Source organism: Massilia sp. SYSU DXS3249, assembly GCF_053668055.1.
In genome coordinates, this window is record NZ_JBSIPX010000001.1 from 468,093 (window position 1) to 483,245 (window position 15,153).

11 protein-coding genes are annotated in these 15,153 nt (G+C 70.1%); 8 read left to right on the forward strand and 3 right to left on the reverse strand.

Annotation, left to right across the window (positions count from 1 at the left end):
• Positions 1 to 115 precede the first annotated feature (115 nt).
• The 6 genes from ACWCIA_RS02060 (at position 116) to ACWCIA_RS02085 (ending at position 8,773) form a co-directional block, all read left to right on the forward strand.
• Positions 116 to 1,222 carry an HlyD family secretion protein gene (locus ACWCIA_RS02060; protein ID WP_454160475.1) on the forward strand — a complete coding sequence of 369 codons (1,107 nt, stop codon included), beginning with the start codon at positions 116 to 118 and terminating at the stop codon, positions 1,220 to 1,222.
• Positions 1,219 to 3,984 (forward strand): ribosome-associated ATPase/putative transporter RbbA, encoded by a 2,766-nt coding sequence (rbbA, locus tag ACWCIA_RS02065; RefSeq protein WP_454160477.1) that lies wholly within the window; start codon positions 1,219 to 1,221, stop codon positions 3,982 to 3,984. Before ACWCIA_RS02060 ends, rbbA begins: the two co-directional genes overlap by 4 nt.
• A 2-nt stretch (positions 3,985 to 3,986) precedes the next feature.
• Positions 3,987 to 5,111 carry an ABC transporter permease gene (locus ACWCIA_RS02070; RefSeq protein ID WP_454160479.1) on the forward strand — a complete coding sequence of 375 codons (1,125 nt, stop codon included), beginning with the start codon at positions 3,987 to 3,989 and terminating at the stop codon, positions 5,109 to 5,111.
• 137 nt (positions 5,112 to 5,248) lie between these two features.
• Complete coding sequence (locus tag ACWCIA_RS02075) at positions 5,249 to 6,217, forward strand: ribose-phosphate diphosphokinase (protein ID WP_454160577.1); 969 nt, start codon at positions 5,249 to 5,251, stop codon at positions 6,215 to 6,217.
• Positions 6,218 to 6,285: 68 nt separating this feature from the next.
• Positions 6,286 to 8,280 (forward strand): hypothetical protein, encoded by a 1,995-nt coding sequence (locus ACWCIA_RS02080; protein WP_454160481.1) that lies wholly within the window; start codon positions 6,286 to 6,288, stop codon positions 8,278 to 8,280.
• An 85-nt stretch (positions 8,281 to 8,365) separates the two neighbouring features.
• Entirely contained in the window at positions 8,366 to 8,773 is a 408-nt protein-coding gene (locus ACWCIA_RS02085) for a hypothetical protein (RefSeq protein ID WP_454160483.1), read from the forward strand.
• Positions 8,774 to 8,845: 72 nt separating this feature from the next.
• Here the strand turns inward: ACWCIA_RS02085 and ACWCIA_RS02090 are convergent, their stop codons facing one another.
• Positions 8,846 to 9,328, reverse strand: coding sequence for a universal stress protein (locus ACWCIA_RS02090; RefSeq protein ID WP_454160485.1), 483 nt, complete (start codon positions 9,326 to 9,328; stop codon positions 8,846 to 8,848).
• A 229-nt stretch (positions 9,329 to 9,557) separates the two neighbouring features.
• Here ACWCIA_RS02090 and ppsA point away from each other — a divergent pair, with 229 nt between their 5' ends.
• Positions 9,558 to 11,993 (forward strand): phosphoenolpyruvate synthase, encoded by a 2,436-nt coding sequence (gene ppsA, locus ACWCIA_RS02095; RefSeq protein ID WP_454160487.1) that lies wholly within the window; start codon positions 9,558 to 9,560, stop codon positions 11,991 to 11,993.
• Between the two features lie 102 nt (positions 11,994 to 12,095).
• On the forward strand, positions 12,096 to 13,151 hold the full coding sequence (locus ACWCIA_RS02100; protein WP_454160489.1) for a PEP-CTERM sorting domain-containing protein: 1,056 nt from the start codon (positions 12,096 to 12,098) through the stop codon (positions 13,149 to 13,151).
• Between the two features lie 24 nt (positions 13,152 to 13,175).
• Here the strand turns inward: ACWCIA_RS02100 and ACWCIA_RS02105 are convergent, their stop codons facing one another.
• Together ACWCIA_RS02105 and ACWCIA_RS02110 are read right to left on the reverse strand one after the other, a co-directional pair.
• Positions 13,176 to 14,030 carry a universal stress protein gene (locus tag ACWCIA_RS02105; protein WP_454160491.1) on the reverse strand — a complete coding sequence of 285 codons (855 nt, stop codon included), beginning with the start codon at positions 14,028 to 14,030 and terminating at the stop codon, positions 13,176 to 13,178.
• Entirely contained in the window at positions 14,027 to 15,127 is a 1,101-nt protein-coding gene (locus tag ACWCIA_RS02110; RefSeq protein WP_454160492.1) for a hypothetical protein, read from the reverse strand. Before ACWCIA_RS02110 ends, ACWCIA_RS02105 begins: the two co-directional genes overlap by 4 nt.
• Positions 15,128 to 15,153: the final 26 nt, after the last annotated feature.

A 15,153-nucleotide genomic window follows, 5' to 3' on the forward strand; every position in this document is an offset into this window, starting at 1 on the left:
CGGTGTGGCAGCGTCCAAGCATCGGCGAGGGCATGCTCCTTTTCTTTAATCCAGATCAAAGAAACCGGGAGCGGGCGGGCGCCGTTCGCGGTCCAACGACGACACCCGCGAACCCATGAACTGGACACCGTCACGCCGTTACGGCATTGCTGCGCTGATTGCGCTCGTCGCGCTACTTGGCCTCGGGGCCGCGCTCGGCTGGCGCGGCATGCGTCCCGAGGACCCGGGCCCCGGGCTGATCAGCGGCAACGGCCGCATCGAGGCCACCGAAATCGACATCGCGACCCAGCAGGCGGGCCGCATCGCCGAGATCCTGGTCGACGAGGGCGACCTGGCGCAGGCCGGGCAGGTTGTCGCGCGCATGGACCTGCCGGCCTTGCTGGCCGGGCGCGACGAGGCCGCGGCGCGCCTGCAGCAGGCCCGCGATGCCGTCGCCGGCGCGCAGGCCGGGCTTGCCATGCGTCGCAGCGACGAGGCCGCGGCCGCAGCGCTGGTGGTCCAGCGCCGCAGCGAGCTCGTCGCCGCCGAGCGCCGCCTGGCGCGTTCGGCCACGCTGGCGGGCGCTGGCGCCGCCGCGGCCCAGGAGCTTGACGACGACCAGGCGCGCGTCGACGCCAGCGCGGCCGCGCTCGCGGCGGCACAGGCGCAGCGCGAAGCCGCCCAGGCGTCAAGCGATGCCGCCGCGGCGCAGGTGGTCGGGGCGCGTTCGGCGGTCGCGGCCGCGACGGCGACCCTGGCGCGCATCGACGCCGAATTGCAGGAAGGCATCCTCAGCACGCCGCGCGCCGGGCGCATCCAGTACCGCGTAGCCCAGCCCGGTGAAGTGCTGCCAGCCGGCGGCAAGGTGCTGAACCTGATCGACCTGACCGATGTCTACATGAGCTTTTTCGTGCCCGAAGCCGCCGCCGGCCGCCTCGCGCTCGGCGCCGAGGTGCGCCTGCAGCTCGACGCCGCGCCCGATTTCGTGGTCCCGGCCGCCATCAGCTATGTCGCCAGCGTGGCCCAGTTCACGCCGAAGTCGGTCGAGACGGCCAGCGAACGGGAGAAGCTGATGTTCCGCGTCAAGGCGCAAGTCGACCGCAGGATCCTGGAACGCTACGCCCGGCACGTGAAGGCGGGCGTGCCGGGGGTGGCCTGGGTGCGGCTCGACCCGAACCGGCCCTGGCCGCCCGAACTGGCACTACGCCGTGTGGAAGAGGGCGCGGTGAAGGGCGCGCAATGAAAGCGGAACTCCCCGCGGCCGCCCGGGTTGCCGGCCTCGGCCTGCGCTACCGCGGCGTGACCGCGCTCGACCGGGTCGACCTGGTTCTGCCAGCCGGCAGCATGACAGGGCTGATCGGGCCGGACGGCGTCGGCAAGTCGAGCCTGCTGGCGGTACTGGCCGGGGCGCGCCGCATCCAGCAGGGGCAGGTCGAGGTGCTCGGCGGAGACATGCGCAGCGCCGCGTTCCGGGCGCGGGCCTGTCCGCGCATCGCCTACATGCCGCAGGGACTGGGGCGCAACCTGTACCCCACCCTGAGCGTCGAGGAAAACCTGCAGTACTTCGGCCGCCTGTTCGGCCAGGACGCGCAGGGACGCCGGGACCGCATCGACCTGCTGGCACGCAGTACGGGCCTGTCCGCCTTCCTCGACCGGCCAGCAGGGCAATTGTCAGGCGGCATGAAGCAGAAGCTGGGCTTATGCTGCGCCCTGATTCATGAGCCTGAGTTATTAATTCTCGACGAGCCGACCACCGGTGTCGACCCGCTGGCGCGTGTCCTGTTCTGGGAACTGATCGCCACGCTCCGGAACGAGCGCCCCGGGCTGACGGTGCTGGTGGCTACCGCCTACATGGACGAGGCGCGGCGCTTCGAGCGCCTGATCGCACTCGATGCCGGGCGCGTGCTGGCCGAAGGCACGCCGGGGGAGCTGCTGGCGCGCACCGGGACGGCCAGCCTGGAACAGGCCTTCGTGGCGCTGCTGCCGGCCGCGCGGCGCGACGGCGCGGCGCCCGCGGGGCCGCTGCCACAGCCCCCGCCGCCCAGGAACGCCCCTGGCGACGTGGCGATCGAGGCACGCGGACTGTGGCGCCGCTTCGGCAACTTCGTGGCGGTGCAGGACGTGAGTTTCAGCATCGGCTGCGGAGAAATCTTCGGTTTCATCGGCTCGAACGGTTGCGGCAAGACCACCACCATGAAGATGCTCACCGGGCTGCTCGCGCCCAGCAGCGGCGAGGCGCGCCTGTTCGGCAGGCCGCAGGCGCACCGCGACCCCGGGGCGCGCCGGCGCGTCGGCTACATGTCGCAGGGGTTTTCGCTGTACGGCGAGCTGACGGTGCGCCAGAACCTGCTGCTGCATGCGCGCCTGTTCGACCTGCCGCAGGCCCGGGCGCTCGAGCGCTGCGCCGCGATGGCGCGCCGCTTCGACCTGGAGGCGGTGCTCGACGCGTTGCCGGCGCGCCTGCCGCTGGGCATGCGCCAGCGCCTGTCGCTGGCGGTAGCGCTGGTACACGAACCCGAGATCCTGATCCTCGACGAGCCCACCTCGGGCGTGGACCCGGTGGCGCGCGACCGCTTCTGGGAACAGATGCTGCTGCTGTCGCGCCGCGACGGCGTGACCATCTTTATCTCGACCCACTTCATGAACGAAGCCGAGCGCTGCGACCGGGTGGCGCTGATGCACGCGGGCAAGGTGCTGGCCAGCGGAACGCCGCAGGCCCTGTGCGAGGAGCGCCGTGCGGCCGCCCTCGAGGATGCCTTCATCGCCTGGCTGCGCGAGGCCGATGGTGCAGGCGCAGGCGCAGGCGCGAGCGCCGGCGTCGGAACGGATGCGCTGCGTTGGCCAGCCGTCCAGCCGGGCGTCCCGGCCGGTGGTCCGCAGGCTGGCTGGCTGCGCCGCAGCGCCGCCTGTTGCTGGCGCGAAACCCTGGAACTGCTGCGCGACCCGGTACGCGCGGCCCTGGCGCTGGCCGGCTCGCTGGTGCTGATGGTGGTGATCGGCTACGGCATCGGCATGGACGTCGAAGACCTGCGCTACGCCGTGCTGGACCGCGACCAGACCGTCCTCAGCCGCGACTATGCGGCCGGCCTGGCCGGCTCGCGCTATTTCGTCGAACGCCCGCCGCTGTCCGGTTACGACGAACTCGACCGGCGCATGCGCTCCGGCGAACTGGCGCTGGCGCTCGAGATCCCGCCCGGCTTCGCACGCGCGGTCGAGCACGGGCGTCCGGTCGAGATCGGGGCCTGGATCGACGGCGCCAACCCGGTCCGCGCGGAGACCGTCGGCAGCTATGTGGAAGGCCTGCACCAGCACTGGCTGCGCGGCCGTCCCGAGTTTGCCGCGGCGGCGCAGGAACGCGTTTCCGTGGAGGTCGAGACGCGCTTTCGCTACAACCCGGACGTGCGCAGCCTGCCGGCGATGGTGCCCGCGATCATCGCGATTCTCCTGCTGAACCTGCCGGCGATGCAGGCGGCGGTGGCGGTGGTGCGCGAAAAGGAGCTGGGGTCGATCGTCAACCTGTACGTGACGCCCCTGCGGCGCAGCGAATTCCTGCTCGGCAAGCAAGCGCCCTATGTCGCCCTGGCCATGCTCAGCGCCGTCCTGATGACGCTGGGAGCGGTGACCCTGCTCGGCGTGCCGCTCAAGGGCAGCGTGCCGGCACTGATGACGGCGGCCCTGTTGTACTGCATCTGTTCGACCGGGATCGGCCTGCTGGCCTCGAGTTATACGCGCAGCCAGATCGGCGCCATCTTCTTCACCATGATCGGCACCATGCTGCCGGCCATCCAGTTTGCAGGCCTGATCAATCCGGTGACGGCGCTGCAGGGGGCGGGCAGGGTAGTGGGCGAAGCCTATCCCGCCTCGCACATGCTGACCATCGCGCGCGGCGTGTTCAGCAAGGCGCTCGGCTTCGCCGACCTGGCCCCGGATTTGCTGGCCCTGCTGGCCGCCATGCCGGCCATCCTGGGCCTGGCGATTGCCGCGCTGCCGCGCCAGGAGCGCTGAGCGTGGGAGCCGTGTCGGTCCGCAAAATCTGGCGCCTCGGCATCAAGGAATGGTGGAGCCTGTTGCGCGACCCGGTGATGCTGGTGCTGATCGTCTACACCTTCACGGCCGGCGTGTACATCGCCGCCACCGCCCAGCCCGATACCCTGAGCCGGGCCGCGCTGGCGATCGTCGACGAAGACCAGTCGCCGCTGTCGCTGCGCATCCGCGCCGGCTTCGCGCCGCCGCAGTTCATGCCGCCCGAAGCGATCGCCATCGACCAGGTCGACGCCAGGCTGGACCGGGGCCGGGCCACCTTCGTGCTGGCGATCCCGGCGGGCTTCCAGCGCCGCGTGCTCGCCGGCCGCGAGACCGCGCTGCAGCTGAACGTGGACGCCACGCGCATGAGCCAGGCCTTCACCGGCAGCGGCTACATCCGCGCGATCGTCCTCGGCGAGGTGGCCGCCTTCCTGCAGGACGGCCCCGGGCCGGCGCCGCCGGTCACGCTGGCGCTGCGGGCCCGCTTCAATCCCTCGCTGGCGCCATCCTGGTTCGGCGGCCTGATGGAAATCGTCAACAACATCACGATGCTGTCGGTGATCGTCACCGGCGCCGCCCTGATCCGCGAGCGCGAGCACGGCACCGTCGAGCACCTGCTGGTGATGCCGGTGTCCCCGCTCGAGCTCATGCTGGCCAAGCTGTGGGCGATGGCGGTCGTGGTGCTGGCGGCGGCACTGGTGGCCCTGCTGGCGATCCTGCGCACGCTGCTCGGCGTGGGTGTGCAGGGTTCGCTGGCCCTGTTCTTGGCCGGCGCCCTGGCCCACCTGTTCGCCACCTGCTCGCTGGGCATTCTGATGGCGACCGCCGCGCGCAGCATGCCCCAGTTCGGGATGCTGGTGATCCTGGTGCTGCTGCCGCTGAATATGCTGTCCGGCGCCAATACGCCGCGCGAGAGCATTCCGTATGCGCTGCGCCAGTTGATGCTGCTGGCGCCGACCACGCATTTCGTCGAGCTGAGCCAGGCCATCCTGTTCCGCGGCGCCGGGCTGGAGACAGTGTGGCGGCCGTTCCTGGCGCTGCTGGGCATCGGCACCGTGCTGTTCGGCGCATCGCTGGCGCGGTTCGGCAAGGCGATGCGGGCAGGGTGAAGGAACCAATGCAGAAGCGGGAAGATCGAACACGGAGCCCCCTGTGCGCGGCGGCGCAGCCCCTCGCCGGAACCGCCGCGGCAGGGGCGGGGTCAACCACCGGAGGAAGCGTGTCGTTCATTGCAGGTCGCGCGCCGATGCTGTTTGCGCTTGGGAGCAGCCAGGCGTTCGGCGAAAGGGTGGCCGCGCAGCTCGGCGTCGCGCTGGCACCGCTCGAGGAACAGGAATTCGAGGACGGCGAGCACAAGGCGCGGCCGCTGGCGAGCGTGCGCGGCAGCGACGTGTTCGTCCTGCATTCGCTGTTCGGCGAAGCGCGCCAGAGTGCCAACGACAAGATGTGCCGGCTGCTGTTCTTCATCGGCGCCCTGGTCGATGCCGGCGCCGCGCGCGTGACGGCGCTCGTTCCCTATCTCGCCTACGCGCGCAAGGACCGCAGGACCAGGCCGCGCGACCCGGTCTCCACGCGCTACGTGGCCGCGCTGTTCGAAGCGGTGGGGACGGACGCGGTGGTGACGGCCGACGTACACAATGTGGCCGCGTTCCAGAACGCCTTCCGCTGCGGCGCCGAGAACCTGAGCACCGCCGGCCTCTTCGCCGACCATTTCGCGCCCCAGCTGGCGCAGGGCGAGATTGCCGTGGTCGCGCCGGATGCGGGCGCCATCAAGCGCGCCGAGGGGATCAGGCGGCGGCTGGAGCGGGCCCTCGGCCGGCCGGTGGGCATGGCGATCGCGGAGAAATACCGCAGCGGCGGCGTCGTCAGCGGCGCCCTCCTGGTCGGCGATGTCCGCGACCGGGACGTGCTCATCGTCGACGACCTGATCAGCAGCGGCACCACGCTGGCCCGGGCGGCGGCCGCCTGCCGTGGCCAGGGTGCGCGCAGGGTGTTCGCAGCCGTCACGCATGGCCTGTTCACCGGCGGGGCGCCGGCCCTGCTGGCGGGAGCGCATCTCGACCGGCTCGTCGTCTCCGATTCCGCCTGGCCGTTCGCCGGCTCGCCGGGCCTCGGCCCCGGCCAGGTCGAGGTGCTTAGTTGCACCGGCCTGTACGCCCAGGCGATCCGCTGCATCCACGAGGGCGGGTCGATCGCCGAACTGATCGAGGGATGAGCATGGCGGGCACCCGCATTCCTGCACGAGCAAGTTCTTGTAAGCATTTCATGGGAAGGAAACGCATCATGAACCAGCCTTCGACCCCAAAGCGGGCGCTGCGCAAGCAGGTCCTGGCAGCACTATCGGTGCCGCTCGCCATGATGTCAGGCGGTGTGGCCTGCGCGCAGGAGCCGGGTGCACAGCCGGGCGGCGCGCAGTGGCACGGCGGCCCGGCCGCCCCGCGCGTCTACAGCGTCATCAACCTGGCGCCGGACAACCTGGGCGCCTACCTGAACGAGCAGGGGCAGGCCGCTTTCTCCTCTTTCGTCCGCTCGATGAACAGTTATTTCGACGGCGACCAGTTGCATGACTTCGCCTCGCTGGACCTCACCTTGATCCGGGGCCTGAACAACCGCGGCACGGTGACCGGCCTGACGAACGACGATGCGCGCCCGTTCAGCAACGTGCGCGCGTTCAGCTGGACGCTGGCCGGCGGCCTGCGCCTGCTTCCCGGACTGGGCGCGTTTGCGTACGACATCAATGACCGCAACCAGGTCGTCGGCAGTTCGTCGGACAGGCTCACCTCGACGATCGCGGCGCGCTGGGATGCGGATGGACGCCTCCGGCTGCTGTTGCCCCGTCCGCCGTCGCAATCGACGGCACATGCGATCAATAATCGCGGCATCGCCGGCGGCTTCGCCGACGTCGCGGTAGAGGGACCGGTTCAGGCTGTGCTGTGGGACCCGGCGGGGAGGCAGACCGCGCTCGGCTCGATGGGCGGCACCTGGGCATCGGCCGGCTTCCTCAACGAACGCGGCGACGCGGCCGGGCAGGTCTACGGCGGCGAGGACGACCCGGTGCGGGCGTTCTTCTGGAATGCCCGTTCCGGCATTGCCTCGCTGGCTTCGCCGGACATGCGCAACCTGTATGTGAGCGACCTGAACGACCAGGGAAATATCGCCGGCATCGTCCAGGCACGGAACGCTCCTTCCACGGACCACTCGGCGTTCCGCTGGTCGCGCGCGCGCGGCCTGGAATGGCTGACGCCCAGGACCGGCCCCGGCATCGTGACCGACGTGACGGACCTGAACAACCGCAACCAGATGGTCGGTTCGGTCGAACGGCCGGGAGCCCGTCCGCGCGCGGTGCGCTGGGACTGGACGGCCGCACCGCTCGACCTGAACACGCGCCTGCACCGTCCGCCGGCCGGCCTGGTGCTGCAGTCGGGCAGGGCGATCAACGAGGCGGGGACGATCCTGGCCGAGTCGAACGCCGGCCTCGTCATGCTGCGCCCCGGCACGCGCGGTACCGACGCCCCGGTGCTCGGCCCGGTCACCGGCCTGTCCAACACCGGCGAGGTCGGCCAGGCGGTCCGCGGCAGTGTCGGTTTCGTCGACAACTCGCCCAGCGAGGTCCACCGCGCCGTCGTCGCCTGGAGCGACAACTGCCGCTCGCCGCAGCCGCTGGTGCGCGAAGCGGGCGGGGTCGGCCAGGTCACGTTCCAGCACCGCTTCTGCAAGGCCGGTGCGTTCCAGATGACGGTGCAGGTGCGCGACTCGGGCGGACGGGCCACCCGTGTGGGCATCCACTATTACGTCGACGAACCCGGGGTGCCGAGCATTAGCGGACAGGGCGCGCTGGGCCGGGAAGGCGGCAGCGGCATGGCGCGCGGCGCGCAGGCGCTGCGTTTCGTGCTCTGGGCGCCGCTCGCGGCCGCCCGGGCGGGTACGGCGGACGCCCCGGCCGCCGGCTCGCCGGTGTTCAGGCTGGCGGGACCCTTCCGGTTCGAGAGCGACCATGTCGGAGCGCCGGCGCGCAATGGCGGTGTGGTGCGCCTGGAAGGAACAGGGCGCTTCAATGGCCGCGCCGGGTACCGGTTCCTGGCCGAAGCGAGCGATGGCGCCGGCACGGGCCAGGCGGGCGCCGACCGGATGCGCGTGCGCATCAGCCACGGTGGTCCCGCCGGCGCCGAGGTCGTGGACTACGATAACGGCCCGGCGCCGGCGGACGCGCTGGCGCCTGCCGCGACGGCAACGGACCGGACGCGGCTCGCGGAAGGCGACCTCGCGGTACACGAATGACGGGTCATGGCATGCCGGTAGCGCCGTCCGATCGCGAACGGCATGGATGAATACCCCCAATAAGTATTGGAAAAGGAGCGCAAACATGTCAGCCAACACTCTCCCCGGGTTACGCTTCATGGCCGTGCTGGCCGCGGCGAACCTGCTTGTTGCCTGCGCCAGTCCGCCTGGCGGCCAGCATGCCCGGCATCATCCGGGCACCTCTGTCAATGCGGCCACCCCGGCTTCAGCCGGCACGTCCCCCGCACAGGGAGGGATGGGCGGAGCCATGACGCAAGGCGCCCCCGGCTGTGGAATGATGGGCGGCGCCAAGCCGGCTGGATGTGGCGGCATGCGGCCCATGGACAAGGAGGCGATGTGCGCCATGCACCGGGACATGCGGGGCGCGCCGGACGAACAGGCGCGGCACGCGATGATGGAGCGGCACATGCAAGGCATGTCGCCCGAGATGCGCCAACGGCACATGGAGATGATGCGGCAGCACTGTCGATGACGTGGCGACCGACCGCACTGGCGACTGCATGCACGGATAGCACAGGCCCTGGCCGCACCGGATGGCGTGGCGTCAGAAGCCGGTCCGGGTATCCGTCACCACGGCATCGTGCCGTGGCGGCCGCAGCACCATGACCGGGATCGCCGAGTAGGCGAGGACGTGCCGGGTGACGCTGCCCGCGATCTCGCTGGTGAGTCCCCGCATGCCGTGCGAGCCCATGACGATCAGGTCGCAGTGGCGACCTCTTGCGGTATCGACGATCGCCTCGCCGGGACTGAGCGAGTAGATCGCGAGCGTCTCGCAGGGCAGGCCGGCCGCCTGCACCCGGGCGGCCACGGCGGCCGCGTGGCCATGGGCCTGCTCCAGCAGCCTGTCGGCCTGCGGACCGGCGTCGCTGACGAGCCCTCGTTCGGCACCGCCCAGGTAGGCCTCGGGAAAGGCGACCGACAGCGCCACGACCTCGCTGCGGCAGGCCCGGGCAAGCTGGAGCGCCGCGTCGGCCGCCAGCAGGGAGATGGGCGACCCATCCGTCGGCACCAGGATGCGCTTGTACATGGTGGTCCTCCGTAAGCAGGACGGAGAGTATGCGCCGGGAGCCGCCGGATCTGCATGATTCGCATCAAATCGACGCTGGGGTTCTACGCTAAAGTTGGCTTGACGTCTACTCATACCGTCAACATGGGCTCGCGCTCATGTGAGACAGTATTGAGCGAGATTAAGCGGCAGCCGAATTCCTTCGATACGATCGGTCGAGATGCAATGCCTGCGATCGGGGAGTGCGGCCATGGACACATCCAGCAAGTTCATTTCCTGGTTCGCAGAGCTGGGAATTGCCGACGTGCCCCTGGTGGGCGGAAAGAACGCTTCCCTCGGCGAAATGGTCCGCGAGCTGGGAGCCCAGGGCGTGCGCGTGCCGAACGGTTTTGCCGTGACTGCCGCGGCCTACCGGGAAACCCTGGACCGCGCCAGCGCGTGGGACGCGCTGCACGCGGCCCTTGACGGGCTCGACCATGTCGATGTGGCCGATCTCGCGCGGCGTGCCAGGGCCGCGCGCGATATCGTCTACGGCGCGCCCCTGCCTCCCGAGATCGAACAGGGCATCCTGCAAGGCTGGCGCGAGCTGCGCGAACAGTATGGCGAAGGACTGACCGTGGCCGTGCGCAGTTCCGCCACGGCGGAGGACCTGCCCACCGCCAGCTTCGCCGGCCAGCACGAAACCTACCTCAACGTCGGCGGCGAAGCGGCCCTGCTCGACAGCGTGCGGCGCTGCTTCGCCAGCCTGTTCATGGAGCGCGCGATCGTCTACCGCATCGAGAACGGTTTCGACCATTTCAAGGTGATGCTGTCGGTGGGCGTCATGAAAATGGTGCGTTCCGACCTCGCCTGTTCCGGCGTGATCTTCACCCTCGATACCGAAACCGGCTTTCGCGACGTCGTGCTCGTGACCGGCGCCTGGGGGCTGGGGGAGAACGTGGTCCAGGGAACGGTCGATACCGACGAGTTCTACGTGTTCAAGCCGGCCCTGCGCGAGGGCCGGCGCACCGTGCTGCGGCGCAGCCTCGGGAGCAAGGAGGTGCGGATGGTGTACGCGGAGGCGGGGAACGCCGGCACCACGCGCAACGTGCCGACCGCCCCTGGCGATTGCGAGCGCTTCTGCCTCGACGACGACGCCGTGCTCGAGCTGGCCGAGGCCGCGCTGCGGATCGAGGAACACTACAGCATGCGTGCGGGACATCCCGTGCCGATGGACATCGAGTGGGCCCAGGACGGCATCGACGGCAAGCTCTACGTGGTCCAGGCGCGGCCGGAGACGGTGGCCGCGCGCCGTTCCGCCACGCTGCTCGACGAGTACCACCTCGACGGCAGGGCCGCGGTGCTGGCGTCGGGGCGCGCGGTCGGCAGCAAGGTCGCGGCCGGCGCGGCACGGGTCATCATGGACATCGGGCAGCTCGGCCAGTTCCGGCCGGGCGAGATCCTGGTGGCCGAAACCACCATGCCCGACTGGGGCACGGTCATGAAGACCGCCGCCGGGGTGGTGACGGACCGGGGCGGGCGCACCTGCCACGCTGCGATCGTGGCCCGCGAGACCGGCGTGCCGGCGCTGGTGGGCTGCGGCAACGCGACGGAAACGATCCGCACCGGCGACATGGTCACCCTGTCGTGTGCCGAGGGAAGCACCGGCCACGTGTACGCCGGCAGCCTGCCGTTCCACAGGACGACCACCGACCTGGCGGCCCTGCCCATGCCGCGCACCCGCATGATGGTCAACATGGGCAACCCGGACATCGCCTTCCGCACCCGCTTCCTGCCCAACGACGGGGTCGGCCTGGCGCGCATGGAATTCATCATCGCCGAACACATCCGCATCCACCCGATGGCGCTGGTGCATCCGGACCAGGTGCGGGACGCGGCCGAGCGCGAGGAGATCGCGCGCGTCACCCGCGGCCATGCCTCGCCCGCCGACTATTTCGTGCGCGAATTGTCCGAGGGCGTCGGCACCATCGCGGCGGCCTTTTACCCGAAGCCCGTCATCGTCCGCATGTCCGACTTCAAGACCAACGAGTACGCCAGCCTGCTTGGCGGCGCCGCCTTCGAACCGGACGAGGCGAATCCGATGATCGGCTTTCGCGGGGCGTCGCGCTATGCGCACCCGGCCTATGCCGAAGGCTTCGCGCTGGAGTGCCGCGCCATGCGGCGGGTGCGGGAGGACATGGGCCTGTCGAACCTGGTCCTGATGATCCCCTTCTGCCGGCGGGTGAAGGAAGCCGACGGCGTGCTGCGCGCCATGGCCGCGCACGGGCTGCGGCAGGGCGCCGGCGGACTGGAAATCTTCGTCATGTGCGAGATCCCCAACAACGTGATCCAGGTCGACGCGTTCGCCCGCCTGTTCGACGGCTTTTCGATCGGCTCGAACGACCTGACCCAGCTTGTACTCGGCGTGGACCGCGATTCCGATATCGTCGCCTTCGACTTCGACGAGCGCGATCCGGGCGTGCTTGAGATGCTGCGCCAGGCGGTCGCGGGCGCCCGGCGCAACGGCCGCCACGTGGGCATCTGCGGCCAGGCGCCGTCGGACTATCCCGAGGTGGCGCGCTACCTGGTGGAACAGGGGATCGACTCGATCAGCCTGAATCCCGACTCCTTGCTGGCGACCGTGCGCAACCTGCTCGAAGTGGAGCGTGGGCTCGGGATCGCGCCGCGCATGCCCTCGGCGGGCTGAAGCGGAGCACGGGCATCGTCGAGTTCCTATGCCGCCCGCATACCCCTCATGCAGGAATCGATCGGGCGCGCGGCTTTGACCACTGTCATGGAGGACGTCCATATGAAGATCAGGAACCTGCGCTGCGCCTGTGCCGCAGCACTGCTGGTCATCCTGCCGCCCCTTGCCGGCGCGGCGCCGGAATATTTCTCGTACTCGCCGGCAAGCGGCAAGTACTCGCGCGCGACCGGGCTCAACGACGCCGGGCGTTACGCGGTCAATAGCGCCGGGCCGGAAACGCCGTATGAAGGGGCGTCGATCAACGGCGGGCCCATGTCGGAATCGGTCCCCGGCCTGGGCGGTTTTATCACCCGCATCCGCGCCCTGAACAATGCCGGCGAGGCGGTGGGCGTATCGACCACGGCCTCGGGCGAGTATCACGCCTTCCTGTATTCGGACGGACGCATGCAGGACCTGACGGCGCGCTACGGCATCCTCGATCCGCGCGACATCAACGACCGCGGCGACATCGCCGCACAGACCCCGGACTCGCGCGCCCTGGTGCTGAGGAACGGGGTCGTCGACGACTTCGGCCCTCCGAACAGCATGCCCGGCGACATGAACGGACGGGGCGACGTGCTGCTCGAGTACTTCCCGGCGGAAGGGGGCTACCGCACCGCGGTGTACCGCGACGGGAAGCTGATCGACCTGCCGCGGGTCGGAGGCAGGCAGGTGTTCGGCCAGGCCATCAACGATGCAGGATGGGTGACCGGCTACTTCACGACTCCGGAGGGACGGAACCATGCGTTTCTGTGGGACGGCGACGCGGTCACGGACCTGACGCCCGGGGCCGGGTCCAGCTTCGGCTACGACATCAACAATGTCGGCCAGGTCGTCGGCGTCGCCGACGACCGCGCCTTCCTGTACGCGGACGGCGAACTGATCGACCTGAACACGCGCATCGACCCCACTGCCGACCTCCTGCTGAAATCGGGCGACGAAATCAACGATCGCAGCCAGATCCTGTCGCACTCGTGCGACCGGACCGGTGTCTTCTGTTACGGGTCGATGCTGCTCAGCCCGGTACCACCTGTGCCGGAGCCCTCCGCAAGCGCGATGTTGTTGTTGGGACTGGTGCTTGCCGCCGCCATTTCGCGCCGCCAGCCTCAGAGTGTGTGAAAAAACCTCCAGGTTCGCGCGCTCTCAATGTGCCATCAGGACGGGAACCGTCATGGCCTGCAGCACGGTCCGCGTGGCGCCGCCGAGCACCAGTTCGCGCAGCCTGGCGTGACCGTAACCGCCCATCACCAGCAGGTCCGCGCCCACGTCGGCGGCCAGCGACAACAGGCCTTCGCCAACGTCGAGGTGCGCCGATTCGTGGACGAAAGACGCGCCGATGCCGTGCCGTTCGAGGTACGAGGCAAGTGTCTGGGCATCGTCATCGGGCGTGTCCTGCGGGCCGAACACGGCCACGGTGACGCTCGCGGCGCGGCGCATGAAGGGCAGGGCGGCGGTCAGCGCACGCACGGCCTGGACGCTGCCGTTCCAGCCGAGCAGCACGCGGCTCCCGGTTGCGGCGCCGGCGTATGCGTATGGAACGACGAGCAGCGGGCGGGCACAGGTGAGCAGCACATGGGCCACGAGGTCGCCCGCGGCGGCAGCCGGGGTGCCGGGCTCGCGCTGGCCGAGCACGACCAGGTCGGCATAGCGCGCCGCCAGCGCCAGCCCGGCCCCGGGCTCGTCGTCCACGAACAGGGCCTCGCAGGAGGGGAGGGCTGCCCTCGCGGCGAGCCGGCGGAACCCGTCGAGTTCGCGCTCCGCTTTTTGGTAAAGCCCATCCATGTAGGGCGCCAGCACCGTGCGCGCCAGGTCCACGCTGCCGTCCTGGTAGACGAAGCGGGACAGGCCGGTGAAGGCGGCGCCGACCAGGTGGGCGCCGTGTTGCAGCGCCAGCTGCGACGCGAAGGCGATGCGCGTGACCGCCTGCGCCGTGCTGTCGATGTGGAGCAGGATCGTCCTGTAGTCCGTAGGGGTCTCGATGCGGGTGATGTCGCTCATGCGTGCCTCGATGGGGTTGGTGCCGCTTGCCGAGCCGCTGCGGATTGCACGGGCCGGAACCCGGGTTGCGCCGGCACGCCCGCGACCGCGCCGAGGTGCGACTCGGCCAGCCGCAGGTACTGCGCCGCACGCCTGGTCCAGTGCGCCGGGTCCGCCTGCGGCTCCAGCAGGTGGCGAATCGCGATATGGGCGCGCGAGGTGGCGCGGTAACTCTTGTAAAAACTCACCAGTTCAGGGGGCGGCCGGTCTCCCGACCGTTGCGCGAAGCACTCCAGCAGATGCGCGCCCTCGGCCGGGGCGCCGAGTCGTTCGCATTCGAGCGCTAGGTAGGCGATTTCGTCGGTGATGTCCTGCACGCGCAGGATGCGCGCGAACTCGAGGCAGTCGATGATCGTCACGACGCCCTCCAGGCAGACGTGTTCGGGCCGCAGGTCGCCGTGGCCCTCGACCACCCGGCCGGCGCGCAGCCTGGCGTCGAACACATCGCGCAACTGCGCCACGGCGCCCAGCTGGGCGTGCGCGATGGCGTCGATCAGGCTCTCCGGCAAGCCGGCGCCGGCGCCGGCAGCGCGCAGCCCGGCCGCGTCTTCTTCGATATGCCGGCACAGGCGCCGGCGAAAGCGGCGCGGTTCGGGCGATTCGGGCGGCAGCTGCCCGTAAAACCCGGCAAGCGTCGCGGCGATCCGGTCGATGTCTCCCTCGCGCAGGCCGCCTTCCCGGATCAGCGCATCGAGCATGCGCTCGCCCGGCAGGCGGCGCATCCTGACCAGCCAGTCGACCGTCCGTCCGGGCCCGCCGAGGTTGAGCTTGCCTTCGCCGTCGAGGTTCAGGGCGACGACACCGAGGTAGACGTCCGGGGCGAGGCGCCGGTTCAGGCGCAGTTCCTCGCCGCAGAAGAAGCGCCGCGAGGCGAGCGTGCGGAAGTCCAGGCAGTCGTAGCGGACCGGCTTTTTGAGTTTGTAGACATGGGTGTCGAGCACGAACACCCATGACATGTGGGTTTCCCTTGCCTCGACCCGGGACGTGGCTTCGGGGAAGCTGCCGGGCAGGCGCAGGAATGCGAGCTTCGTGTCGAGCCCGGGCAGGCAGGTGTCCATCACGCCTGCACCCTTGCCGCCGCGGC